The sequence below is a fragment of the Streptomyces sp. BV286 genome (genome assembly GCF_019090165.1).
Classification (GTDB): domain Bacteria; phylum Actinomycetota; class Actinomycetes; order Streptomycetales; family Streptomycetaceae; genus Streptomyces.
Window position 1 is genome coordinate 22,218 of the sequence record NZ_JAHRIB010000158.1, and the last position, 25,257, is coordinate 47,474.

At 71.9% G+C, this 25,257-nt stretch carries 20 protein-coding genes; 12 read left to right on the top strand and 8 right to left on the bottom strand.

What is annotated here, in order from left to right; genetic code table 11:
• The first annotated feature begins 174 nt into the window (after positions 1-174).
• From KUF83_RS28485 to KUF83_RS28495, 3 genes are all read left to right on the top strand, one after another.
• A complete protein-coding gene (locus KUF83_RS28485) occupies positions 175-2,064 on the top strand; it encodes a serine/threonine-protein kinase (RefSeq protein WP_217457838.1) in 1,890 nt (629 codons plus the stop codon).
• A 261-nt stretch (positions 2,065-2,325) separates the two neighbouring features.
• On the top strand, positions 2,326-3,978 hold the full coding sequence (locus KUF83_RS28490; RefSeq protein WP_217457839.1) for a serine/threonine-protein kinase: 1,653 nt from the start codon (positions 2,326-2,328) through the stop codon (positions 3,976-3,978).
• Between the two features lie 121 nt (positions 3,979-4,099).
• Positions 4,100-5,842 (top strand): protein kinase, encoded by a 1,743-nt coding sequence (locus KUF83_RS28495; protein ID WP_217457840.1) that lies wholly within the window; start codon positions 4,100-4,102, stop codon positions 5,840-5,842.
• A 90-nt stretch (positions 5,843-5,932) separates the two neighbouring features.
• Here KUF83_RS28495 and KUF83_RS28500 read toward each other — a convergent pair whose 3' ends face one another.
• Positions 5,933-6,775 carry a hypothetical protein gene (locus KUF83_RS28500; RefSeq protein WP_217457841.1) on the bottom strand — a complete coding sequence of 281 codons (843 nt, stop codon included), beginning with the start codon at positions 6,773-6,775 and terminating at the stop codon, positions 5,933-5,935.
• A 121-nt stretch (positions 6,776-6,896) separates the two neighbouring features.
• Here KUF83_RS28500 and KUF83_RS28505 point away from each other — a divergent pair, with 121 nt between their 5' ends.
• The 3 genes from KUF83_RS28505 to KUF83_RS28515 all read left to right on the top strand — a co-directional run bounded on the left by KUF83_RS28505 (position 6,897) and on the right by KUF83_RS28515 (position 12,101).
• Complete coding sequence (locus KUF83_RS28505; protein ID WP_217457842.1) at positions 6,897-8,312, top strand: diacylglycerol kinase family protein; 1,416 nt, start codon at positions 6,897-6,899, stop codon at positions 8,310-8,312.
• 308 nt (positions 8,313-8,620) lie between these two features.
• Positions 8,621-10,246, top strand: a complete 1,626-nt coding sequence (locus KUF83_RS28510) for a succinic semialdehyde dehydrogenase (RefSeq protein WP_217457843.1) — start codon at positions 8,621-8,623, stop codon at positions 10,244-10,246.
• Positions 10,247-10,322: 76 nt separating this feature from the next.
• Positions 10,323-12,101, top strand: coding sequence for a GMC family oxidoreductase (locus KUF83_RS28515; protein ID WP_308403176.1), 1,779 nt, complete (start codon positions 10,323-10,325; stop codon positions 12,099-12,101).
• Positions 12,102-12,284: 183 nt separating this feature from the next.
• Here the strand turns inward: KUF83_RS28515 and KUF83_RS28520 are convergent, their stop codons facing one another.
• The gene (locus tag KUF83_RS28520) at positions 12,285-13,283 is read right to left on the bottom strand and encodes an LAETG motif-containing sortase-dependent surface protein (RefSeq protein ID WP_217457845.1); all 999 of its coding nucleotides are present in this window, start codon (positions 13,281-13,283) and stop codon (positions 12,285-12,287) included.
• 294 nt (positions 13,284-13,577) lie between these two features.
• On the opposite strand from KUF83_RS28520, the gene KUF83_RS28525 reads away from it, so the two are divergent.
• A complete protein-coding gene (locus tag KUF83_RS28525) occupies positions 13,578-14,747 on the top strand; it encodes a hypothetical protein (RefSeq protein ID WP_217457846.1) in 1,170 nt (389 codons plus the stop codon).
• A 26-nt stretch (positions 14,748-14,773) separates the two neighbouring features.
• The gene (locus KUF83_RS28530; protein WP_217457847.1) at positions 14,774-15,541 is read left to right on the top strand and encodes a hypothetical protein; all 768 of its coding nucleotides are present in this window, start codon (positions 14,774-14,776) and stop codon (positions 15,539-15,541) included.
• Positions 15,542-16,140: 599 nt separating this feature from the next.
• Here the strand turns inward: KUF83_RS28530 and KUF83_RS28535 are convergent.
• On the bottom strand, positions 16,141-16,446 hold the full coding sequence (locus tag KUF83_RS28535) for a chorismate mutase (RefSeq protein ID WP_217457848.1): 306 nt from the start codon (positions 16,444-16,446) through the stop codon (positions 16,141-16,143).
• A 319-nt stretch (positions 16,447-16,765) separates the two neighbouring features.
• Between KUF83_RS28535 and guaA the strand changes: the two genes are divergently transcribed.
• Positions 16,766-18,340, top strand: coding sequence for a glutamine-hydrolyzing GMP synthase (gene guaA, locus KUF83_RS28540; protein ID WP_217457849.1), 1,575 nt, complete (start codon positions 16,766-16,768; stop codon positions 18,338-18,340).
• 23 nt (positions 18,341-18,363) lie between these two features.
• Here guaA and KUF83_RS28545 read toward each other — a convergent pair whose 3' ends face one another.
• Positions 18,364-18,846 (bottom strand): pyridoxamine 5'-phosphate oxidase family protein, encoded by a 483-nt coding sequence (locus tag KUF83_RS28545; protein WP_217457850.1) that lies wholly within the window; start codon positions 18,844-18,846, stop codon positions 18,364-18,366.
• A 59-nt stretch (positions 18,847-18,905) separates the two neighbouring features.
• Positions 18,906-19,454: a hypothetical protein gene (locus KUF83_RS28550; RefSeq protein WP_217457851.1), complete on the bottom strand. Its 549-nt coding sequence runs from the start codon at positions 19,452-19,454 to the stop codon at positions 18,906-18,908.
• A gap of 246 nt (positions 19,455-19,700) precedes the next feature.
• On the opposite strand from KUF83_RS28550, the gene KUF83_RS28555 reads away from it, so the two are divergent.
• Positions 19,701-20,495 carry a class II aldolase/adducin family protein gene (locus KUF83_RS28555; protein ID WP_217457852.1) on the top strand — a complete coding sequence of 265 codons (795 nt, stop codon included), beginning with the start codon at positions 19,701-19,703 and terminating at the stop codon, positions 20,493-20,495.
• A 40-nt stretch (positions 20,496-20,535) separates the two neighbouring features.
• On the opposite strand, the gene KUF83_RS28560 is transcribed toward KUF83_RS28555, so the two are convergent.
• Positions 20,536-21,444, bottom strand: a complete 909-nt coding sequence (locus tag KUF83_RS28560) for a DUF4429 domain-containing protein (RefSeq protein ID WP_217457853.1) — start codon at positions 21,442-21,444, stop codon at positions 20,536-20,538.
• Positions 21,445-21,642: 198 nt separating this feature from the next.
• Between KUF83_RS28560 and KUF83_RS28565 the strand changes: the two genes are divergently transcribed.
• Entirely contained in the window at positions 21,643-22,944 is a 1,302-nt protein-coding gene (locus tag KUF83_RS28565) for a hypothetical protein (RefSeq protein WP_217457854.1), read from the top strand.
• A gap of 238 nt (positions 22,945-23,182) precedes the next feature.
• Complete coding sequence (locus KUF83_RS28570) at positions 23,183-23,701, top strand: DoxX family protein (protein WP_374106184.1); 519 nt, start codon at positions 23,183-23,185, stop codon at positions 23,699-23,701.
• Between the two features lie 43 nt (positions 23,702-23,744).
• Here the strand turns inward: KUF83_RS28570 and KUF83_RS28575 are convergent, their stop codons facing one another.
• Together KUF83_RS28575 and KUF83_RS28580 are read right to left on the bottom strand one after the other, a co-directional pair.
• Positions 23,745-23,987, bottom strand: coding sequence for a hypothetical protein (locus tag KUF83_RS28575; protein ID WP_217457856.1), 243 nt, complete (start codon positions 23,985-23,987; stop codon positions 23,745-23,747).
• Positions 23,974-25,239: a PspC domain-containing protein gene (locus KUF83_RS28580; RefSeq protein WP_217457859.1), complete on the bottom strand. Its 1,266-nt coding sequence runs from the start codon at positions 25,237-25,239 to the stop codon at positions 23,974-23,976. Before KUF83_RS28580 ends, KUF83_RS28575 begins: the two co-directional genes overlap by 14 nt.
• Between the last annotated feature and the right edge of the window lie 18 nt (positions 25,240-25,257).

Consider the following 25,257-nt stretch of genomic DNA (forward strand, 5'->3'; position numbering starts at 1 on the left):
CAGTGGTCGGGACGCCAGGTCGGCGGTCGACGCCTGATCACCGGGCGGCAACGGCCCGTTCACGTACGCGGCAACCGTCACAGTGCTGTCCCCGTCGGACCCCGCCGGTTCCCTGCGCGTGGACCGGTCCTTAGTCTGACCCTGTCAAGAGCATTGCGGGGAAACGTGAATCAGATGCAGGGCCTGCTTCTGGCGGGCCGCTACCGGCTCGCCGACTCCATCGGCAGTGGCGGCATGGGCCGGGTGTGGCGAGCGCGGGACGAGGTACTGCACCGTGCCGTCGCGATCAAGGAACTGACGGCCGCGCTGTACGTGTCCGAGAGCGAGCGGGCCGTTCTCCTCGCCCGTACCAGGGCCGAGGCCCGGGCGGCGGCACGCATCAACCACTCGGCCGTCGTCACCGTGCACGACGTGCTGGAGCACGACGGCCGGCCGTGGATCGTGATGGAGCTGATCGAGGGGCACTCGCTCGCCGACGCCGTCAAGGAGTCCGGGCGCGTCGAACCGCGGGAGGCGGCGAGGGTCGGGCTGTGGGTGCTGCGGGCGTTGCGGGCCGCGCACTCCGCCGGCGTGCTGCACCGCGACGTCAAGCCGGGCAACGTACTGCTCTGCGAGGACCGGCGCGTGCTCCTCACCGACTTCGGGATCGCGCAGGTCGAGGGGGACACGACCATCACGCGCACCGGTGAGATCGTCGGCTCGGTCGACTATCTGGCGCCGGAGCGTATCCGGGGCCAGGACCCGGGCCCGTCCGCCGACCTGTGGGCGCTGGGCGCGACGCTCTACACGGCGGTGGAGGGGAGGTCGCCGTTCCGGCGGACGACACCCCTGACCACCATGCAGGCCGTGGTCGGCGAGGAGCCCGACGAACTGGAGCACGCCGGCCCGCTCGCCTCCGTCATCACCGCGCTGCTGCGCAAGGATCCCGCCCGGCGGCCCGGCCCGGAGGAGGCCGAGCAGATGCTCGCCGAGGCCGCGGAGGGACGCACGCCGAACTCGGCACAGGCGTATGTGCCGACGCAGCACGTGATCAACCCGCAGGAGCCCTCGGGCGGGCACGGGCAGCAGCCCTCGGGCCAGTTCGGGCAGGAGTCTCCGGGCACGCGCGGGCCGGAGCCCGCGGGCACGTACGGGCAGGGAGTCGGTGCGTACGGGCCGAGTCCCCAGGGTGCCTACGGGCCCGGGCAGGGCGTCGCTTCCGGGCCGCAGGGGGCCGTCCACCCCGGCGCTCATGGTCACCCCGGCGGCTACGGGACCCAGGGAAGCCAGGTTCCGCAGGGTGGCTACGGTGGGCCGGGCGCCCACGACACCTACGGCAGCCATGGCCGGCCCGCCGCCGACCCGGCCGTCGCCACCGCGAGTCAGCCGGCGGCGGTGGGGCAGCCCGCCCGCCGCCGGCTGAACACCCTCGCCGTGGTCGTGCTGCTGGCCGCGCTCGTGGGAGGCGGTGGCGCCGCGGCGATGCTGTACGCGAACGGGTGGGGTGCCGGCACGTCGGCTTCCTCGGACCCCTCCTCGTCCCCCACGACCGGGTCCTCCACGAAACCGACCTCCTCGGCGGAGGGGGACGGGAAGCAGACCGGGGAGGCCCAGGCCGGTGGCGTGCCCGACGGCTGGGAGCGGGTCAACGACGTCAAGGGCTTCAGCCTCGTCCTGCCCAAGGGCTGGAAGCGGCAGGTAGACAACGACCAGATCGACTACTCGCCCGACGGCGGGGAGCACTTCCTGCGCATCGCCGTCGACGACGCCCCGGACTTCGACAGCCCGTACCGGCATCTCGTCGACCTGGAACAGCAGTTGCAGCGGCTGACCGACTACCGGCGGGTCGGCCTGGAGGCCAACACCTTCCGGGACCGGCCGGGGGCGCTGTGGGACTTCACCTGGACCGCGCTGTCCAAGGACACGGAGTTCCCCGGCCCGCGCCGGGCCATCGAGCAGGCGTATCTCGGCCGTGACGGGGTCGAGTACGTGATCTACATGTCCGCGCCCGCCGCGGACTGGGACACCGCGAAGGAACAGTTCGACGCGATCCTGCGCGGGTGGCGGCCGCCGGCCGGGGAGTGACGCCGGGGCCGGCATGACGCCCCGGCCGTTCGGGCTCGACTCCGGCAGGGCGGAGGCAGTTCCCCGCCGACCGCCGACCGCCGACCGCCGACCGCCGACCGCCGACCGCCGACCGCCGACCGCCGACCGCCGACCGCCGACCGCCGACCGCCGACCCGTTCCCGGGGCCCGGGGCCCGGGAGGGGGCGGGTACGTCGCTTGTCGGCCACCCCGGACACGTGGCCCCGGAAGGGTCCCGTCCGGTGCGGCATGATGGGGCGCATGGGGACCGAGGGGGAGAGACCGGAGGACAACGCCCGTGTCATCGCGGGCCGTTACCGCCTGGAGGCCAGACTCGGCCGGGGCGGCATGGGCGTCGTGTGGCGGGCCACGGACCAGTTGCTCGCCCGGCAGGTGGCCGTCAAGGAACTCGCCCTCGACACCTCGCTCTCGGCGGAGGAGTCCCGGTTGCAGCGCGAGCGCACACTGCGCGAGGCACGCGCCATCGCGCAACTGCGGCATCCGCACATCGTCGTCGTGCACGACGTCGTCGAGCAGGACGAACGCCCGTACATCGTCATGGATCTGCTCGAAGGGGGCTCGCTCGCCGAGCGGATCTCCCGGTACGGACCCGTCGGCGCCGTCGAGGCGGCCCGGATGGGGATCGACCTCCTCGGAGCGCTGCGCAAGGCCCACGGCGCGGGGGTCCTGCACCGCGATCTGAAGCCCGCCAACGTACTCCTCACCGAGGAGGGCCGGGTCGTCCTCACCGACTTCGGGATCGCGCAGGTCGCAGGCGCGACGACACTCACCGAGAGCGGGTCGTTCGTGGGCTCGCCCGAGTACACCGCACCCGAGCGGATGTCGGGGGTCCGGACCGGGCCCGAGTCGGACCTGTGGTCGCTCGGCGCACTGCTCTGCACGGCACTGAGCGGTGAATCGCCGTTCCGCCGCGACTCGTTGGGCGGAATCCTGCACGCGGTGGTGGTCGACGAGATACGCCCGCCCGCCGCGGCCGCGCCCCTGCTCCCCGTCGTACGGGGCCTGCTGGAGCGCGATCCCGAACAGCGGCTCGACGCGGTGGAGGCCGAGAGGCTGTTGCGGGCGTTCCTCGACACGGGCCGCACACCGGCCGTCCCGCCCGGATACACGCCGACACAGCGGGACGTACCCCGGCGGGAGCCCGGCGCCCCGGCTCCGACGCCACCGCCCGAACCGGCCGGGACACCTCCGCTGAGGCCCGCCGCGGCCGTGTCCACGTCGATGCGCAACGTGCTGATCGCGGCCGCCCTCGTCGCGGCGATGGCCGGAGCGGGAGTGTCCGCGGCCGCGTTGCTGATGCGGGACGACGAGGGCGACGGGCCTGCTCCGCCGTCGAGTTCGGCCTCCTCACCCCGTACGGCGGCCACGACCACGAGTCCCGCCGCGAGCCCCGCGCCCACGGTCACCGTCACGCGTACCCGGCCCTCGACCTCCACAGGCCGCACCGCGCCCGCGGGATACCGCCTCGCCAAGGACACGGCGGGCTTCTCGCTCGCCGTCCCCGAGGGCTTCACCCGCGAGGAACAGGGCGAGCGGATCTTCTACCTGTCGGCGGGCGAGGTCTTCCGCATCGGCGTCAAGACGTCCGACCCGGAACCGGGCGGCCCGCTCGCGGTGATGGGGCGCGCGGACGCCAGGGGTCCGGACACGAACCCCGGATACCGCGAGGGCCGTGTCACCGAGACCACCCGCTCCGGACGCCCCGCCGCGCTCTGGCAGTTCACCTGGAACGGCTTCAGCGAGGTGGAGGGTGCTCGGCACACGTTCGATCTGTGCTGGGAGGAGGACGGCCGGATGTACGACGTGTGGGTGTCGGCCCCGGTCGGCAGCGCGCGGGAGGCGCGGGAGTACTTCGACGTCGCGGTCGACACGTTCGCCCGCACGGACTCCTGAGGCGTTCGGGTAAAAGGAACATGTCGTAAAAGCCGCATAAGGAACGCCGTGCGTCACGGGTCTGTGACCGGAAAGCGCCCAGGGTGGAGCAGAAGCGCTTGCCACGATAAGGATGGATCCCATGAGCAGCAACGGGGGAGCCCCTTACGGTCCCGACGAACCAACGAGTTTCGGTCTGCAACCGCCGCGCCCGCCGGCCGCCGTGCCGTACCCCGGGAATCCGTACGCCGCACCTGCCCAGGTCGTGCCCGAACAGCAGGCGCCCCAGGAATTCCAGGCACCCCAGGAACGCCAGGAACCCCAAGAGCGCCAGACGCCCCGGGCACCCCGAGAAGGCCAGACACCCCAAGAAGGCCAGACGCCCCAGGAGCCCGGCGGCGGCCGGCTCATCGCTGGGCGGTACCGGCTGCTCGACAAGCTCGGCCACGGCGGCATGGGCACCGTGTGGCGGGCCAAGGACGAGACGGTGGACCGGGAGGTCGCCGTCAAGGAACCCCGCGTACCCGACCATCTTCCCGAACGTGAACGAGCCAATGTCTACGAGCGGATGCGGCGCGAGGCGCGCGCCGCGGCGCGGCTCGACCACCCGGCCGTCGTCAACGTCCACGACGTCGCGGTCGTGGACGGCCGGCCGTGGATCGTGATGGAGCTGGTCCGGGGCCGTTCGCTCGGAGCCGCCCTCCAGGAGGGCACGCTCGGCGCGCGCGAAGCGGCGAGAATCGGCCTCGAGGTGCTCGGCGCGCTGGAGGCCGCGCACACGGCGGGCATCCTGCACCGCGACGTCAAGCCGGACAACGTGCTGCTCGGCACGGGCGACCGGGTCGTCCTCACCGACTTCGGCATCGCCCAGATCGAGGGCGAGACGAATCTGACGGACACGGGCGGTTTCGTCGGCTCGCCCGAGTTCATCGCGCCCGAGCGGGTGTTGGGGCAGCGCCCGGGCCCGGCGTCGGACCTCTGGTCGCTCGGCGTGGTCCTGTACGCGGCCACGGAGGGCGTCTCGCCGTTCCGCCGCAGCAACACGCCCGCGACGCTCCAGTCCGTCCTCAACGCCACGCCGGCGCCGCCCAGCACGGCCACGGGGCCGCTCGCCGAGGCGGTCAACGGTCTCCTCGACAAGGATCCGGCCCGCCGCCCGGACGCCGCGCGGGTACGCGCGCTCCTGGAGCAGACGGCACGGCCGCCGGAGCCCGAGGTCACGCGGGTCGTCCGGTCGGAGCCGCCCGCCAGGAGACAGCTGCGGGTCGGCCGCAAGGGCTGGGCCGGCATCGGCGCCGTGGTCGTCGCGGCGGTGGTGGCAGCGTACGTGGTGCTCGCGGACCCGTTCGCCGGGCCGCTGCCGGACGGCTGGAAGAAGGAGGACGTGAAGGCCCTGGGGGCGACGGTGGCGGTCCCGGCCGGCTACCAGAAGACGGTGCCCAAGGCCGATGCGCCGGCGGAGGAACACTGGGTCACGTTCACCGATCAGAGCGGCACCCTCTGGGTCAGTCTGTCGCTGGCCAGGAAGAGCGAGGACGCCTCGGGCGAGATCGCCGCCTCGGCGCCGGCCGAGATGTACGACGACGATGCCACCTACAAGAAGAGCGGCGCCTACGCCCTCGGCATGGACGCCGATCCGACGCCGAAGAGCACGCCCGACAACGCCACGTACAAGGACCGCAAGGCCGCCCGGAACACCATCGTCTACTCCAGCCTGGACTCCGACGCCCCGCGGCCGCGCGAGATCCAGCTGCTGTACTACAAGACCAGGTCGGGCGACATGTACAAGCTCATGATCGGCTACCCGGGCAGGGGCGACTTCACCGAGCGGGGACGCGAGGTCGCGAGGACGGCCATCGCGAACCTGGACATCGACAAGCTGTGAACCGACGGTGAGGGAACCGGCGCGGGGGCGGGCCGGTGCGCCCGGACCCGCCCCCGCGTCGGTCTCCCGCTGCCGTCAACCGGCGTCCGGTCAGCCGAGCTTGGCCGTCTGGGCCTTGATCAGGGCGGCCGGCACCGCGTAGTCGGAGACCTTCGCGTCGTCGGCGAAGGCAGCCAGGCTGAACGTGAAGTACGTGGCGACCGTGCTCCCGTGCCGCGCGACCTCCGCGTGCACGACCGGGTCACCGTCGGTGTCCGCGGTCGCCGCGAACGCGAGTGACTCGTCGCCGCTGCCGGACGCCTTCTCGCTCGCGATCTTCTTGAACTTCTGGGGCTCGCCCTTCGCCGTCGCCGTGAAGCCGCCGCCACAGCCGTCGATCGCGGCGGAGACCGATGCCATGGTCTCCTTCGCGCCGTCCCCCTCGTACGAGGAGAGCGAGACGATGCTCACCGTCGAACCGAGGGCGTCGGTGATCGAGTTCATCGCTTCGTCGAGCTCCTCCTCGGTCATGTCCTCCATGTCCTTGGTGGGGGACGCGCTCGGCTTGGCCGTGGGGTCCTCCTGGGCCATGCGGTTGACGTAGGAGGCCGAATCGCCCGGCGCGAAACCGGTGAGGACGTACACGAGAGGCGCGCACTTCTCGTCGACGACCTTGATGTCCTTCTTGGAGGAGGCGAACTGCTCGGCCCCGTCGGCCGGACCGACCTTGAAGCCCTTGACGTCCGCCGTGGCGATGATGAGCTTCTCCAGCTCACTGTCGCTCAGGACCTTCGCTGCCGCGGCCGGTTCCTTGGTCCCGGCCTTGTCGCCGGAGCCCGAACCCGAGTCCGACGCGCCGTCGGAGCCGCTGTCGGAGCACCCGGTCACCAGGGCGAGCGAGAGGACCGACACGACGGCGGCGGCGCCGGTACGCGGCAGCGCGAATCTCTTCATTATTCGAATATTCCTTCGGAGTTATCGGGGTGGAGCTGGAGTCTGTGCGGCGGTCAAGGAAACGTCAAGTCGGGTCAGGGAGGGCATACTGCTGCCCCTGACGTGGAGAGAGGCGGCGGGCGTGGGCCTGGATCTTGACGGGCGGGCGCATGCCCGGCAGCGGTGGGCGGCGCGCGGCGCACTGGGCGCCACCGGTCTCGCCGTGCTGCTGCCGCTCGGGTACGCGAGGGCCGCGAGCCTGCTGCTCGTCGCGGTCGGGGTGTTCGGCACGGCGGTCACCGTGGCCGCGCTGTGGTGGGTGCTGACCCTGCGGGGCACGGCCCGGGCGGCGGCCGCGGTCCTCGCCCTCGCGACACCCGCGGCCGTCGTCTGGATCTTCGCCGCCGCGAACCTGCTGTGGGTCGTCGTCGTGTCACTGACGCTGTGGTGTTTCGCCCTCTGGGCCGGGAAGTTCGCGCTCAGCAGCACCAAGTCGCACGCCGTGAGCGTGGCGGAGTACCGGACTCCCGCCCCCACCAGGGCCTTCCTCATCATGAATCCGCGGTCCGGAGGCGGAAAGGTCGAGCGGTTCGGGCTGAAGGAGAAGGCGGAGAGGCTCGGGGCGCGTGTCCATCTCCTCGACGCCGAACGGCAGGAGGACGTGACCGAACTCGCCCGGCGGGCCGTCGCGGACGGGGCCGACCTGCTCGGCGTCGCGGGCGGGGACGGTACGCAGGCGCTCGTCGCCGCCGTCGCCGCGGAGCACGACGTGCCGTTCCTCGTGGTCTGTGCCGGGACGCGGAACCACTTCGCCATGGACCTCGGGCTCGACCGCGACGACCCGGCCGCCTCCCTCGACGCGCTCACCGACGCGGGGGTCGAACTCCGCGTCGACCTCGGCTTCGCCGACACGTACCCCTTCGTCAACAACGCCTCGTTCGGGGCGTACGCCGTCGTCGTGCAGAGCCCCGCGTACCGGGACGACAAGGTCCGTACGACGCTGGAGCTGCTGCCCGAGCTGCTGACGCACGAGCGGGGGCCCCGGCTGACCGCCCGGGTGGAGGAGACGGACGGCGCCGCGGCGGCCGTCGTCGACGCGCCCCAGGCACTCCTCGTGAGCAACAACCCCTACCGCATGGACGATCCGGCGGGGCTCGGCTACCGCGAACGGCTGGAGTCCGGTGTGCTGGGCGTCCTCGGCATCCGGGTCGAGAACGCCGCCGAGGCCGCCGGCCTGCTCCTGGGGCGCCACTCCACCGGGCTCACGGTGCTGACGGCCCGTGAGGTGGTCGTGGACGCCGACCGCCCCGGGATCGAGGTCGGCGTGGACGGCGAGGCCCTCGTCCTGCCCACGCCGGTACGGTGCCGGATCGAGCCCGGGGCTCTGCGTGTGCGCGTGCCCGGGAACCGCCCCGGCGTGCCGGAGGCCAGGCCGCCCATGGACTGGCGCCGGCTGCGCAAGCTCGCGGCGGCGGTGGGACGCACGGCCCTCCCCAAGCACCGGTCGCCGCACGGGAAGGGCCCCCTGCCCGGCGGCCGGACCCCTCCCACGGCCTGACATCGACGGGCCCGGCTCGGGCGGCATGGGATCGCACTGGGGTCGTACGGCGGGCCGCCGACGGACTCGTGGGGGGACGTGGCGGGCAAGGGGCGCGGCTGCCAGGGGACCTGGGGGACGGCCCGTGACCGTCTGCGGATCGTGCCGTGACGATTCGCACCGATTCGTCGGCCCGGCCCTGATCATCGCCGGACAACGCCCTGATCAGGCCATTTGTTGCCAGTGATCACTGGCGCCGTGTGTGTACTCCGTGAATCCCTATTACCGCCGGGTACCCAAAGAGGCCGGGCGGGCATACCCTGCGGCTCATGACGGACTCGCAGGCCCCGGTACAGGCCCCGGCAAAGACCGGCACCAACCCCCTCGCGCCCGCCCCCGAGGGCGCCCGCACGGCAGCTGACGTGGTCACGCCGGAGCTGATCGCACAGCTCACGCGTGGCGTCGCCGGTTCGGGCCGGACCGCCAACCACACGCCGTTCACCGGCGAGAAGCTGGCCGACCTGCCCGAGTCCACCCCGGAGGACGTCGAGAAGGCCTACGAGCGGGCCCGCGCGGCCCAGGCGGTCTGGGCCCAGGTGCCGGTCAGGCAGCGCGCGGCCGTCCTCCTCCGCTTCCACGACCTCGTGCTCGCCCGCCAGGCCGAGGTGCTGGACCTGATCCAGCTGGAGACCGGCAAGGCCCGGCTGCACGCCCACGAGGAGGTCCAGGCGGTCGCCGTCGCGGCCCGCCACTACGGCCGCCGGGCACCCTTCTACCTGCGCCCCAAGCGCCACGCGGGCGCCATGCCGACCCTCACCAAGGTCACCGAGCTGCGCCACCCGCGAGGCGTCGTCGGCCAGATCGCCCCCTGGAACTACCCGCTGGAACTCTCCGTCGGTGACGCGCTGCCCGCCTTCGTCGCGGGCAACGCCGTCGTGATGAAGCCCGACACCGAGACCTGCCTCACCGCCCTGTGGGCCCGTGACCTGCTGATCGAGGCGGGCCTGCCGGCCGACGTCTTCCAGGTCGTCCTCGGCGAGGGCCCCGTCGTCGGCCCGGAGGTCGTCAAGCACGCCGACTACGTCTCCTTCACCGGCTCCACCCGCACGGGCCGCCAGGTCGCCCAGGGCGCGGCCGCCCGGCTGGTCGGCGTCTCCCTCGAACTCGGCGGCAAGAACGCCATGCTGGTCCTGGCGGACGCCGACATCGACAAGGCCGCGGCCGGCGCGGTCCGCGCCTGCTTCTCGTCGGCCGGCCAACTCTGCATCTCCATCGAGCGGTTGTACGTCCACGAGTCGATCGCGGACACCTTCGTGGAGCGGTTCGCCGCGCGGACCAGGGCGATGCGACTCGGCAGGTCCCTCGCGTACGGCGCCGAGATGGGCTCGCTGGTCGGCGAGCGCCAGCTGGAGACCGTGACCCGGCACGTCGAGGAGGCGGTCGCCAAGGGGGCCACGGTCGTCGCGGGCGGTGTCGCGCGCCCCGACATCGGCCCGTACTTCTTCGAGCCCACCATCCTCGACGGCGTCGAGGCGCCGATGGCGGTCTGCGGCGAGGAGACCTTCGGCCCGGTCGTGTCCATCTACCGGTTCAAGGACGAGGACGAGGTGATCGAGGCCGCCAACTCCACGGCGTACGGCCTCAACTCGTCGGTCTGGACGAAGGACGGCCGCCGCGGTGCCAAGGTCGCGGCCCGGCTGCGCACCGGGACGGTCAACGTCAACGAGGGCTACGCGCCCGCGTACGGCAGCGTCCAGTCGCCGATGGGCGGCATGAAGGACTCCGGCCTCGGCCGCCGGCACGGCTCCGAGGGCATCCTCAAGTACACCGAGGCCCAGACGGTCGCCCAGCAGCGCCTGCTGCCGATGGCCCCGTCCCTCGGCATGGACGACGAGAAGTACGCCCAGTTCATGAGCCGCAGCCTGAGGCTGATGAAGGCATTCCGGTTCAGGTAGGCCGGCCCTCGCAGGGCGCGCGGGGAACCGCGCGCCCTGCCACATGACCCGCACGGACACTCGACGAGGAGCACACGTGCCCAAGGACGCTTACGACTACGACGTCATCGTGGTCGGATCGGGCTTCGGCGGCTCGGTGACCGCCCTGCGCCTCACGGAGAAGGGCTACCGCGTGGGCGTCCTGGAGGCGGGCCGCCGCTTCACCCGCGACACGCTGCCCAAGAACTCCTGGGACCTCAGGAACTACCTCTGGGCGCCGAAGCTCGGCATGTACGGCCTCCAGCGCATCCATCTGCTGGGCAACGTCATGGTGCTCGCGGGCGCGGGTGTGGGCGGCGGTTCCCTGAACTACGCCAACACCCTCTACGTACCCCCGAAGCCGTTCTTCGAGGACCCGCAGTGGAAGGACATCACCGACTGGCAGGCGGAGCTGAAGCCGTACTACGACCAGGCGCAGCGCATGCTCGGCGTACGGCTCAACCCGACCATGACCCCCTCGGACGTCCATCTCAAGGCGGCCGCCCAGCGGATGGGCGTGGGCGACACCTTCCACATGGCGCCGGTCGGTGTCTTCTTCGGTGACGGCGAGGACGCCGACGGGACCGCGAAGGCGCGGCCGGGACAGCAGGTCGACGACCCGTACTTCGGCGGCGCGGGCCCGGCCCGCAGCGCGTGCGCCGAGTGCGGCGAGTGCATGACCGGCTGCCGGCACGGCGCGAAGAACACCCTCAACGAGAACTACCTGTACCTCGCCGAGAAAGCGGGCGCGGTCGTCCACCCCCTGACGACCGCCGTGTCCGTCACGGACGACTCGCAGGGCGGGTACGCCGTCGCGACGCTCCCGACGGACCGCGGGCGCAAGGGCGAAGGGCGCGTCTTCACGGCACGACGGGTCGTCCTCGCGGCCGGTACGTACGGCACGCAGACCCTGCTGCACCGCATGAAGGCGGGCGGCCAGCTGCCGTACCTCTCCAAGAGGCTGGGCGAGCTGACCCGTACGAACTCCGAGGCGCTGGTCGGCGCGCAGACCAGCGACCGCCGCTACCGCAAGGTGACCGGCGAGGCGAAGGTCGACTTCACCCGCGGGGTCGCGATCACGTCCTCGATCCATCCGGACGCCAACACCCACATCGAGCCCGTCCGTTACGGCCGGGGGTCGAACTCGATGGGCGGCCTGTCGATCCTCCAGGTCCCCTACACGGAAGGCTCGTCGAGGGTTCTCGGCTGGCTGCTCAACGCGGTGCGGCACCCCGCCCTGGTGGCGCGCTCGCTCTCCAACCGCCGCTGGTCCGAGCGCACGATCATCGGCCTGGTGATGCAGTCCCTCGACAACTCCCTGACGACGTACCTGAAGCCGAAGGGCGCGGGCAAGGGCCTGCTCACGTCACGCCAGGGCCACGGGGCGCCCAACCCGAAGCAGATCAGGGCGGCTTCGGAGGGCGCCTCCGCGATCGCCGCGGAGATCAACGGCTTCGCCGGTTCGAACGTCGGCGAGCTGATGGGCACCCCGCTGACCGCCCACTTCCTGGGCGGCTGCCCGATCGGCGCGTCCGCGGACGAGGGTGTCATCGACCCCTACCACCGGCTGTACGGGCATCCGGGTATCTCCGTGGTCGACGGTGCCGCGATCACGGCGAACCTGGGTGTGAACCCGTCCCTGACCATCACCGCACAGGCCGAGCGCGCGATGTCGTACTGGCCCAACAAGGGCGAGACCGACCCGCGTCCGGCGTCCGGAGCCGCCTACGAGCGGCTGAAGCCGGTCGAGCCGCTCTCGCCCGCCGTGCCCGCGGACGCCTTCGGCGCGCTGCGGCTGCCGTTCCTCGGCATGCCCGCGATGCCCCCGAAGAAGTAACGGCGACGCACCCCGTACCGCCGGGAAACGACGAAGGACCTGCGCCCCCCTCCGAGCGCAGGTCCTTCGTTTCTTGCGTGAAGCGCATTACGCCTTACGCGTCCGCGCCCCAAGGGGCGCGGGGAACTGCGTGACCGGCCCCCCACCGGCCCGCAGACGCATCACACGCTCCGAGCGGAGCGCTTACGCGTCGGCGCCGGACTTGCGGCGACGGGCGACGAACACCGCGCCCGCACCGGCGACGAGGGCGACACCGCCGACGAGACCGATGGTCGGCAGGGCGGAGTTGGAGCCCGTCTCGGCGAGGTTGCCGGTCGGCAGCTCGGAGACGTTGCCCTGCGGCTTCTTCACCGGGTCCTTGTCGCCGTCGCTCGGCTTGGCGGTACCCGGCTTCGGGTTGGTGGAGCCGGCCTTCAGGACCTCGAAGTCGTACTGCGCCCAGCCCTCGGCGATGCAGTCCTGGTCCTTGACGTTGTCCAGGTAGGCACCGGAGCCGAAGGAGTACGAGTCACCGGCCGGAGCACCCTTGTCGACGCTGAAGCGCAGGCCGACCTTCTCGCTCGCCTTCGCCTTCAGGGACTCGACATAGAAGAAGTAGTCACCGGCCCAGTTCTCGTCGCCGATCCGCTCCCACTTGCCGGACTCGGTGTTCTTGAACTCCAGCGTGACGTACGGGCTCAGGAACTTCGCCTCGTCGAGCTCGTAGTTCTCGATCTCGGCGTAGAAGGCGACACCCTTGATGTCGGCCTTCGACTCGTTGGTGACGACCAGGTTGAAGTTGTGGAAGCCGTCGCCCGCGACGATCTTGCCGGGCAGACCCTTGATGTCCGCGGAGACCTTGGCGTCGCCGTAGTTCTCGTCGAGGTCCTCGCAGTACGGGACGTCCGGGTCGGTCGGCTCCTCGCTCGGCCCGGGCGTCGTCGACGGCGTCGTGGTGGCCGTCGTGCTGGTGCTCGGGGTCGGCGTGCCCGAGGGGATCTCGGTGCTCGGCGGCGTCGTGGTGGGCGTCGCGCTGGGCGTCGTGGTCTCGGTGCTGGTCGCCGTCACGGTCGGCGTCGTGGACGCGGTCGACGTCTCGGTGGGCGTGGTCCCGTCGGCGAACGCGGCCGGAGCCGACAGCAGCGCGAGCGGGGCTATGACAGCCGTCGTGGCCGCAGCGGCCATGACACGGCGAAGCTTCATGAAGACCTCGGAAAGTCAGGTGCGCCGCAACGTCGCGGCACGAGATTCGGGAGGCCTCCGCGTGCCGGGCACGGGTATGGCCGTTGGTTCCGCAAGTGAGACCTGTGACTCCTGTGAAGGGTTGTCCTCGTACTCACAGAATTCTTATGTGGGCTGGGTCACACCCGGGATCGACTTGTGAACTGCCCCGCCCACGCCTTAGAACTGACCCTCGTTTGGCTGTCGATCAGGCCGGACAGCAAGTCGTCAGCAAGCCGGCCCCCGGGCCGACGATGGGGGAGAGGCGCGAGCGCCGTGGCCGAGAAGCCGTCCGAGAAGTCACCCGGGGAGCCCGAGGAGTCCGGGGAGTCCATACCGGACGAGATGTGGGAGCGGTTCGTCCAGGACAGCGAGCGGGACATCCGGACCTCCGAGGCACCCAAGGAGCCCTCCGCGCGCGCCCGCATGGTGACCGAGCGGCTGCGTCAGCAGGAGGCGCGCGGCGAGCTGCCCCCGGGCTGGCGTACGGGTCCTGCCTGGCAGGAGATGAACGGGCGTGCCGCCCGGCGCCGCAGGATGTGGGCGATCATCGGCATCCCGCTCGCCGTCGTGGTGGCCGTGGTGGCCATGAAGCCGTCCCTGCTGCCGGGCGACCCCTTCGGCACGGACTCGGACTCGGGCTCGCGGTCCGCGCCCTCGCTGCCCGAGGAGACCGCGCCGGAGACCACCGCCCCGGGTTCCACGCCCGGCACCCCCACCCTGGACAGGCCCTTCGCGGGCTCCCCGGCCCTGCGCTACGCCGACGGCGCCGCCGGGATCGTCCTGCCGGACGCGAAGCCGGTCGGTTCCTTCTCGAAGGACCAGGTCGCCCAGGCCCTGGAGCGGACCAAGTCCCTGCTCGTCGACGCGAACCTGGACCGTAAGACGCTGCTCGGCGGCCGGCCCGAGACCGTGCTCGACAAGGTTCTCGACCCCCAGCAGCCCGAGATGCTCGACGACGCGAAGTCGTGGCTGCGCGAGCCCGGCAAGGACAACGACCCGCTCTGGCTCTTCAGCCGTTTCGACCCGGACGAGGTGCGGCTCGTCGGTGACGTGGTCAAGACCCGCGGCCGGACGACCTTCAAGGCGGCCCGGGACGGATCCGTCGCCATCCACGCCGACTACACCTTCGTCTACGCGCTGGCCCCGGCCGACCCGGACTCCACCGAGGTCACCCGCACCATCGTCCGCCGGGTCCTCGACCTGGAACTCGCGGACCCGGCGAAGTACCGGGCGACCCCGGGCAGGCTCATGGTCATCCGCCACGACCAGGACCTCTCCAACTCCGCCTGCGACATCTACGACGGCTTCCTGCACCCGCAGTTCGACTCGGACTCCACTCCCACGGGCGCCCCGCCGAGCGGGCCCACCACCGACCCGTACGACCGCAGCCGGGACATCGGCGGGTCCGACTCGGAGACGTGTGGGACCGTGTCGCGGACATGATGAACAGGATCGGGATCAGGATCAGGATGCGGACAAGGATCGCGCGGCCCCTGGTGGCCGCTTCGGTCGTGGCCGCCCTCGGCGGCACCGCGGCGTGCGGCGCGGGCGGTACGGCGGGAGACGGGAAGGCCTCGCCCTCGGCGGCGGGCTCACGGACGGCGGACGCGGGCGAGAAGAAGACACCCACCCGGCGCGCCGAGGCCACCCCGGAGGCGGGCGGAGCGGACGGGCCCCTGAGCGAGGCGCAGTTGAAGAAGGCCGCACTCGTGACGGGTGACGTCAAGGACTTCGAGGTCAAGGCGTCGGAGGGCGCGGACCTGCTGGGACAGTCCGTCCCGGCGAAACCGGCGACGTGCCAGGCGGTCGCCGACATGTTCCTCTTCACCACCGACCCCCCGTCGGCCGCCGGAGTCAGCCGCGGCATCATCCCGAAGGACGAGACGAACGCCTCGGTGACCACGCTCACCCTCCTGTCGTACGAGCCCGGCGAGGCCGACGAGGTGATCGCGGGGCTGCGTTCGGCGACCGGGAACTGCACCGCGTACCGGCACACCGGCTACGACTACAAGGACGTGAAGGCGCTGGCGGGCCCGGACCTGGGCGACGAGTCCGTCGCGTTCAGGCTGGTCGCCTCGATCGAGGGGGCTGAGGTGCCCGCCGCGTACACGGTCGTCCGGGACGGGACGACGCTGGTGGCCTTCAGCTCGATGAACATGCTGGACGCGGACGAGGTCGAGGTGCCGGACGAACTCGTCGAGGCGCAACTCGCCAAGCTGGGGAAAGCGGCGGACTGACGGCCCGCCGGGACGGGCGAAGGGCCCCGCGGGACGATCCGCGGGGCCCTTCGTGGTCAGCACCGACGTCAGGGCAGCGCCGGTGCCTTGGAGGCGGCGCCGGGGGGTAGCGCCGCTTGGTCGGCTCGTCCGCCGGTCGGCGCCCCGGCGCACGCGGGGCGCGCACGTGGTGTCGACCAATGGCGGTGGGGCGGTGCGATGCGGTGGGGCGCAGGGACTCGGGTTTGTTCCAGGCATCGTGCTCGACGGGCCGCGGCCTCCGCAACCGTTTCGGCCGCCCTTGTGCAGATTCCGCCGGCCGGCTCCGGGCGTCCCCGGAGCCGGCCGTCTCTTGGGTGACCGGGCTGCTGTCCCCTGCCGACCGGTCACTTCTCTGGGACGAGGTCCCACGGCGTACGTCCGTACGCCTCATCGTCCCAGCGGAGCCACGCGTGGTTCTTCGGGCCCGCCCCTGGCTGACACGGACACCGGACCAACGAAGCCCCGCGCGGGACGGTCACGCGTCGTACGGGTGAGAGGGCATGGGCACGTGCGTGCACCGGACGTCCGTCGTACGCGGATGTCGTACCCGGGTGTCGTACGCGCTGCCGTACGCGGCCTCAGACCCGGCCCCGGCACAGCTCCAGCAGGGTCATCGCGAGCGAGGTGCCGGGCTTGCCCAGGGCGTCCCTGTAGTGGCCGAGCACCTCCATCTCGCGCGACAGGTTCACCCGGCGGCCGCCCGACGTCATCCGGGCCTCCTGGATGACGGCCGAGACGGCCATGCGTTCCTGGACCAGGCCGATGATCCGGTCGTCGAGCGCGTCGATGCGTTCGCGGGCGCCGGTGATCACGCCGGCGGCCTCCTCGGTACGGGCGCCGGTCCTGTCCGTCGCGCCGGCCGGGTCCGTGGTGACTGTGCTCATCTCGTGGGCTCCTCTTCGAGTGGGGTGCCCCGGAGCGGCAAGGTCCGGAAAACGCAGGCGCCCCGGGCCTTGTCGGCCCGGGGCGCCTGGGAAGTCGCTTGTCAGTTGCTCAAGCAGCACGACCATGGCAGCCGGTGGGCCGGTTGCCATAGGTAAAGACGAAGGTCTGGTGCGTGAGCATGGGAGCAGTATGCCCGGGCGGACGGCGCGCTCCAACCCGGTTCGGATACTGAGACGCCCTTTTTCACCCGTGGGCGCCCGCCCCGCGACCCCCGTTAGACTCGGAACCACAGCCCGTTGAACCGCCGGAAGGCAGACCGTGCCAGAAGTGTCCCCCGTCGCCCCCGACACCGTGCTGGTCGTCGACTTCGGCGCGCAGTACGCCCAGCTCATCGCCCGCCGAGTCCGTGAGGCCCGGGTCTACAGCGAGATCGTCCCGAGCACCATGCCGGTCGACGAGATCCTCGCCAAGAACCCGGCGGCGATCATCCTCTCCGGCGGCCCCTCGTCGGTGTACGCGGAAGGCGCGCCCCGCCTGGACCGCGCGCTCTTCGAGGCCGGCATCCCCGTCTTCGGCATGTGCTACGGCTTCCAGCTCATGGCGACCACCCTCGGCGGCACGGTCGACAACACGGGCGCCCGCGAGTACGGCCGTACGCCGCTGCACGTCTCCAAGCCGGGCTCGACCCTCTTCGAGGGCACCCCGGACGAGCAGCCCGTCTGGATGTCGCACGGCGACGCGTGCAGCGCCGCCCCCGAGGGCTTCTCGGTGACGGCGTCCACGGACGTCGTCCCGGTCGCCGCCTTCGAGAACGACGAGAAGAAGCTGTACGGGGTCCAGTACCACCCCGAGGTCATGCACTCCACGCACGGCCAGCAGGTGCTCGAACACTTCCTGTACCGGGGCGCGGGCCTGACCCCGTCCTGGACCACCGGGAGCGTCATCGACGAGCAGGTGGCACTGATCCGCGAGCAGGTCGGCGACCGGCGCGCCATCTGCGGCCTGTCCGGCGGAGTGGACTCGGCGGTCGCCGCGGCCCTCGTGCAGAAGGCCATCGGCACCCAGCTGACCTGCGTGTACGTCGACCACGGTCTGATGCGCCAGGGCGAGACCGAGCAGGTCGAGAAGGACTTCGTCGCGGCCACCGGCGTACAGCTGAAGGTCGTCGACGCCGAGGAGCGCTTCCTCACCGCCCTCAAGGGAGTCAGCGACCCCGAGGAGAAGCGGAAGATCATCGGCCGAGAGTTCATCCGGGTCTTCGAGCAGGCCCAGGCGGAGATCATCGCGGACGAGGGCCCGGAGGTGGCGTTCCTCGTCCAGGGCACGCTCTACCCGGACGTCGTCGAGTCCGGTGGCGGCACCGGCACCGCCAACATCAAGTCCCACCACAATGTGGGCGGGCTGCCGGAGGACCTCGAGTTCGAGCTGATCGAGCCGCTCCGCAAGCTCTTCAAGGACGAGGTGCGGATGGTCGGCCAGGAGCTCGGCCTGCCCGAGGAGATCGTCCAGCGCCAGCCGTTCCCCGGTCCGGGTCTCGGCATCCGGATCGTCGGCGAGGTCACCAAGGAGCGGCTCGACCTGCTCCGCGAAGCGGACGCCATCGCCCGCGAGGAGCTGACGGCCGCCGGCCTCGACCGTGACATCTGGCAGTGCCCGGTCGTGCTGCTCGCCGACGTGCGCTCCGTCGGCGTCCAGGGCGACGGCCGCACCTACGGCCACCCGATCGTGCTGCGGCCCGTGTCCTCCGAGGACGCGATGACCGCCGACTGGTCGCGCCTGCCGTACGACGTCCTCGCGAAGATCTCGACGCGCATCACCAACGAGGTCGCGGACGTCAACCGGGTGGTCCTCGACGTGACGTCGAAGCCGCCGGGCACCATCGAGTGGGAGTAGCCCCACCCCATGGCCCGGGGGGCTCAGGTCCGCTTGAGCGTGCGCACCGGCACTCCGGGTTTCCAGATCTCGACGACCAGATACGTGTCGTCCTCGACGTAGGTCCGTACGACCTCCGTCAGCTCGGTGCGGAAGAGGTGGAACGGCTCCGGCGGTTCCGCCTCTTCGGCGTACCGGGCCCGGTCCGCCGGGTCGTGGACCTCGACGGCCCGGCCCGCGATCCGTACGTCGCCGCCACCCATCTCCGTGCCGGGACCCGGGTTCGCCTGCAGGGCGAAGCGCGGGTCGCGGCGCAGGTCCAGCGCCTTGAGGGAGTCCGGCATCATGCCGAGCCACAGCTCCCCCCGCGCGAAACGCACCTCCAGACCGCAGGTGCGGGGCGACCCGTCCTTGCGCAGGGTCGCCACGACGTGGTGGGTGAAGGCCGCGAACCGTTCCTCGACCGTCCTCGCGAGGTCCGGTTCCGCGGTGATGAAGGCTGCCCAGTTCGGCGTCGTCCGAGTCATACGAGGAGTCTGGCGCCGATACCCGACATCCGCTGTCGCCCTTCCGGCGGGAAAGAGCCTCAGATCAGCCCCGCCGACCGCAGGCGCCGGGCGAGCCGGTCCCTCCGTAACACCTCCAGGCGCAGGACGACCGTGAACGCCGCAGCCATGGTGGCGCTCGCGGCTAGAGACGCCCTCCAGCCCGCCGGGATCAGCAACAGAGCCATCAGGGCCGCGCTGGCGGTCATGAAGACGGCCTTGCGACGCCAGTCGAGGTCGTCGGCCAGGGCGTCGAACTCGATACGGGTCCTGAGCAGTCCCACCGCCGGTGCCACGTCCGGCAGGGGCTTGAGCGTGCCCGGCCGCATGCCCGGGGCGCGGCCCGCGGCGAGCCGGCCGAGAGCCGCCGTACTGCGCTCGCGGGCCTCGGGGCGCGGGTCACGGACCAGCCGGACCTGAAGTGTCTGGCCGAGTCTGCTCGTCTCCTCGTACCGGAAGCCGTACTGGACGGCGATGTAGGTGAGTGAGGCGAGGCGGCGGGGGGACCCGCCGGGGTCGTCCAGGACGACCACGTCGCGTGTGGCGACCTGTCGGAGCATGTCCGCGATGAGGCGCTCGGTTCTCTTCATGGGCGGGCGGGGCATGCGGTCGCGGGGCGCGGTCCGCGCAGCGTGTGGGGGTTACTGCGCAAGGGGGTCCTCCAGGGGGCGTCGGTGCAGGTGCCCGACCGATCGGTGTTCCAGTCAGGCAGACCAGTAACCCCGTACAACGGTTGTGCACTCTCTTCTCCTGCATCTCTGTTTTCCTGCGCGGACCGCCGGTAACTTCCCGCCCGTAACCACGTACGGAGTCCGTTCCTCAGGGCTGGAGGACATATGCACGGGCCCACCCCGCCCCTGCCCCTTCCCACCGACCGGCTGCGGTTCGCCATGCCGCCCATGCACGAGTCGCTCGACGACGAGCGCCGGCACCGCAAGGAACGGCTGGCGGGCGCGCTCAGGCTCTTCGGCCGGCTCGGTTTCGAGGACGGGGTCTCCGGCCACATCACCGCACGCGACCCGGAGTACAGCGACTGCTTCTGGGTCAACCCGTTCGGGATGCCGTTCAAGCACGTCACCGTCGGTGATCTCGTGATGGCCAACGGCGAGGGGCAGGTGCTCGAAGGCCGCTACCACGTGAACCAGGCCGCGTTCACCGTGCACGCCCAGGTGCACGCGGCCCGTCCCGACGTCGTCGCGGTCGCCCACTGCCACTCGGTCAACGGGCGCGCGCTGTCCGCGCTCGGCGACCTGCTCGACCCGATCACCCAGGAGAGCTGCGCGTTCTACGAGGACCACGCGCTCTACGACGCGTACTCGGGCGTCGCCGTGGACGCCGAGGAGGGACGGCGGATCGCCGCCGCGCTCGGCTCGTGCAAGGCGCTCGTGCTGCGCAACCACGGGCTGCTGACGGTCGGCGACTCGGTGGACGCGGCGGCCTGGTGGTTCCTGTCGATGGAGCGGTCCTGCCAGGTGCAGCTGACCGCGTGCGCGGCGGGGCGCCCCGTGCTGATCGACCACAAGCAGGCGGTCGCCACCCGGGAGCAGCTCGGCGGGGACCTGGTCGCGTGGATCAACTACCAGCCGCTGTGGCAGGACATCAGCCGCAGCGAGCCGGACCTGCTGTCCTGACGATGCCGTGAACCGCCCCGAGCGAGTGACCGTCCCGGTCCTAGAACCCGCGCAGCACGGCCGCCTTCGTCGTAGCGAACTCCTCGTCGGTGAGCACGCCGTCGCGGTGCAGTTCGCCCAGCTCCCGCAGCCGGCGCAGCAGGACGTCGTGGTCGTCCCGCGGGGACGGCCGGGACCGAGCGGCGTCGCCGGGGGCGGACGGCAGGCGCGGCGGATCACCCTGTGTCTGGTCGCCGGCCCGGGTGGACGGGTGCGGGAGACGGGCCATGACCGCGGTGGCGACGAGGGCGGTGAGCAGGTCGCGCCGCGTGCTGCCCCACAGGTCGAGGGCGAACGGGTCCTTCTCCGGCGGCAGTTTGGAGAACACCGAGTCGTGGGTCACGAACCGCAGGAAACCGTCCTCGTAACCGGAGTTGGGCAGCCACTCCACCCGCACGAGATCCGGCAGGCCGATGATGCGAGGGCCCGTCGCCCGCTTCACCCGGTCCGAGGTGTCGCTCCAGTCGATACGGACCTGGGCGCCGTCGAAGGACACCGTGCCGTCGCTGGAGCGGACCGAGACGGGCACGGGCGGGCCGGGCAGGAGGTACGTCCCGGTGGCTTCCTCGGGGACCTGTTCGAGGAGCAGCGCGTGGCGGATCTCCTCGGCGACGTACTCGGCGACGCCCGAGCGGTCGATGTCCACCGCCAGCCGGTACGGATCGGCCGCGTCGGGCAGCCGGCCTCCGGTCGCCTGGAGCAGCGGGTCGGCGCCCTCGCGCAGCCTCAGACGCAGGCGGCCGCGCTTGCGCTCGGGCTCGTAGACGACCCCCGAGACCGCTTCGAGGGGCACGGCGACCTCCCCGTACGTCTGCCGGAACAGCGGCACGGAACGGTGCAGTCCCGGGGTGATCCGGACCGTGCTGCCGTCGAAGGCCCAGGTCCCGTCGCGCTGGATGATCTCGGCCATGCGGAAATTCTCGCAGCCGGGTCAACACGGGGGTGGGCGGTTCACCCGCGCTGACCAGACCTGGCGGTTGCGGGGGGTGTGGGGTACGGCACAATGCGCTGTCGTCGCAAGGCAGTTGTGCGGCTGCGCAGATGTGCGGTGGGCGGTTGTACGCCCGATCAGGTTTTCGACGGAGCGGTGCGGAAGGCGGCAACGGGCGTGGCGGTGCAGGAGGCTGGACAGGGCATGGGGCGTGACCCCGGCCGGGGAGCCGGTCGGGGCGCGCACGAGGGCGGCTGCACCTGCGGGGGCTGTCCGCACGGGGCGCGCGAGGGCCATCGGCGGGCCGTCGCCGCGTTCCTCTCCAAGCGCGACGAACTGGCGTCGGGCCACGGGCTGCCCGCCGCGGTCGCGCACTCGGCCGGGGCGTCCCGGCAGTGGGTGTCCGACGCGCTGACCCAGTCCGCGGACCTCGTCGCCGAACGCGGACGGGCCGAGGGAGAGGTGTGGCTCGGCCTCGTGTGGCGGCGGACCGTCATGGCCGTGTGGGGCTTCGTGGGAATCCTGCTGCTCGTGCAGGCACTCACCGCGATCGGGGCGGGCTGGACGTCCGCGCGCACCGCCGGGCTGCTCGCCGCGGTCGTCGTGGGCGGGCTGCTGACCGCGGCCTCGTGGCTGCACCGGGCGCGCGGCGGGGTGCTGGCGCCGGTCATCGGTGAGGACAACCGGCTGTCCACCTCCCGTGTGATGGCCGCGGGCTGGGTCCTGTTCGTCGTCTACGCGGTGCTGGTGCTGGCGGGACGGCTGGCCGGAGCGTCCTCGCACACGGAGCGGGACGCCCTGATCGAAGGGCTCGAACTGGCCCGGGGCGCGGGCATCGTGACCGTCCTCGCCGTCGTGTGCGGGATCGCCGTCCTGGTGCGGCGGGTGGTGGGGCTGAGGGTTCTCGGACAGCGGCTGCAGAAGGTACGGGCCGACCGGCCCCGGGCCGCCGACCTGCTGACCGACGACTCCGGCCGCGGAAGCTTCGCGGACACGCAGTACGTCGTACTGGGCTCCGTCGCGCTGGTGTTCGCGGCGGTACGGCTGGCGCGGCGGCCCGACCAGCTGCCGGACCTCCCGTGGGGTCTCGCGGTGGTGGTACTGGTGTCGGCCGCCACCTATGTCGCCGGGAAGTACGCCGAGGGCGGGCGGCCGGTGATCCTCTCGGTCGTGCGGGCGCGCGAGGCCGGGGACCTGGACGCGCCGATCCGGACCGGGGACGACATCGAGATCAGGGGCGCCGGGTTCGTGCCGCCCGGGGCGCAGAGCGCGGACCGGCTGTCCCGGATGGTGGTGCGGATCGGCGCGGTGCACGTGCATGTACCGCTGGTGCCGGTGCCCGGAGGGTTCAGCAACCCGTCCGACGCGGTGCTCACCGTGCCGGTGCCCGCGGACGTGGAACCGGGGCGGGTCGAGGTGCAGGTCGTCACCGCGGCCGGGGTGGAGACGAACCGGGTGGAGATCGACGTGACGGACTGAGGGCATCTCCCCCGGGCCGCCCGGGACACCCGGTCGGCCCCTCGCCGGGCGACCGGCCGCGTCGGCGGAACCCCCACCGGGCCACCGGGCCATCGAGGCTCAAAAGGGACGTTCGGGCGGACGTGGTGAAAATTTGTGCGTCCCGTCTTGAGCGGGGACTCGCAGTCGTACGTATTGTCTGTTGAGGGGTGAACCGTTCGGCGCGCTCGAGAGGTGGCGGAGGGCTATGGCTCACGGCATGCGGATGGACACACACTCCGGGTACACGGACGACGGCGGCGGCGACTGGCGGGGAACCGCCACCCGGTACGCGCTGCTTCCCCTGCGGGTCTTCCTCGGTGTCACCTTCATCTACGCGGGGCTGGACAAGCTCACCGACAGTGCCTTCATGTCCGACGCCGGGGCGGGCTCGATCGGCGACATGATGCGCGCGGTCCGTGACTCGTCGGCCATTCCCGCCCTCGTCGACCTGTCCCTCAAGAACCCCGTCGGCTTCGGCTACGCCATCGCCCTGGGCGAACTCGCCGTGGGGATCGGCACCCTGATCGGCCTCCTGACCCGCCTCGCCGCGTTCGGCGGGGCGCTGATCTCGCTCAGCCTCTGGCTGACGGTGAGCTGGGCCTCGGACCCGTACTACTACGGCAACGACCTCCCCTACCTGATGGCGTGGCTGCCCCTCGTACTGGCCGGTGCGTCGGTGTTCTCCGTGGACGCCATGATCCGCTCCCGGCGCAGGCACCGGACGGGCGCCTACTAGCCACCCGCCCCCGCCGGGGTACGGCATTCCGCGCGTCCGGGGCTCAGCTCCGGACGCGCTTGTCGTCCCGCCCGGGCAGCTCACGGCGGTCGCCGCGCTGACGCCGCAGTCCGTGCGCAGCGCTGCCCGCCAGGGCCGCCAGGCACAGCCCCGCACTGGTGAGCGGGATCACCGCGAACCACGGGGTCTCCCAGAGGCCGCCCGCGTCGCCGGCGTAGACGACCCCCGTGAGGGTGAGGAAGAGGCCCGCGACGAGCCGGCCGGGCTGGAACTCATGACGTAGCACGGGCCACCTCCGCCTGTCCGATTCCGACTTCGAGCGTGAGGTCGAGCGTGCCGCCGTCCTTGCTCCCGTCCGCGGGCGCGAGGGTCAGCTCCTTGTGCTTGCCGGGAGCCACGTCCACGTCCTGCTTGTCGTCGCCCGGCAACTGGATGTCACCGACACCCACCTCGATGAGCAGCTTCACCGTCGCGTCCTTCGGGACGACCACCTTGAGCTGCCCCATGCCCACCTCGGCGTTCGTCGTCACCGTCTGGCCCTTCTTGAGGTCGATCCGACTGAGATCGAGTGTGCCGACGCCCGTGCCGACGTTGTAGTCGTCCAGCACGGCGGACGCCGTGGCCGGCGCCCAGTCCGTGCGCACCCAATGGGTGCTGATGTCCTTCGGCAGTGCCGCCGAACAGGCCAGCAGGGCCGCCGTGACGATCGCGAGGAAGACCGACCCCGCTCCCGTGCGCCCGAGGAACGCGCTCACCGCTATGCCCAGGCCGATCACGACGAGCGCACAGGCCAGACCGGTCTGCAGGCTGGTGCCGAGCGCGTGGTCCTCCCAGGTCAGGCCCGTACCGAGCCCGCCCGCGACGAGGGCCAGCAGGAACACCCAGCCGCCGATCCAGCGGGAGCCGCGCGGGGTGGCCTCCCGCGACCGCGGATCCCTGCCGGAACCGCCGCCGCGCGCGATGGTGACCGCCGCCGCGATGTCCCGCTCCCGCGCGCCCCGGGGGCCCCACAGATAGCCCGTGCCGCCCTCGTACGTGCCGTCCTTGACGATGGGCTCCCGCCACCAGGAGGGGAAGGAGGCGGGCACGGGCGGGGCCTGGGCCTCCGGCGGGGCGTCGGCGACGGCCTGGGCCGCGAGCGGGTCGGGGTCGTGCGCGCCGCGCTGCCGCGACCAGTAGCCGGCGCCCGCGAGCAGCAGCGCGAGCGTCGCCGCGAAGGTCAGCACGCCGCTGTTGTTCAGCATGGACAGGAACACCCCGCACCCGACCAGGGCGAACAGCACGGCGGCCAGCGCATGGCCGTCCACGCGGCCGGTGAGGAGCTTGCGCACCTCGTTCTCCTCCTCGTCGTCGTACGCGACGAAGAGCCAGGCGAAGCCGTAGAAGATGAGGCCGAGGCCGCCGGTCGCCGAGAGCACCGCGAGCGCGATCCGGAAGATCACCGGGTCCATGTCGCACTGCCGCCCGAGCCCCGCGCACACACCGCCCAGCATCTTGTGCCGCCGGTCGCGCCGGAACCCGCGCGAGACCCCGGGCACCTCCGGGTCCCCGTGCGC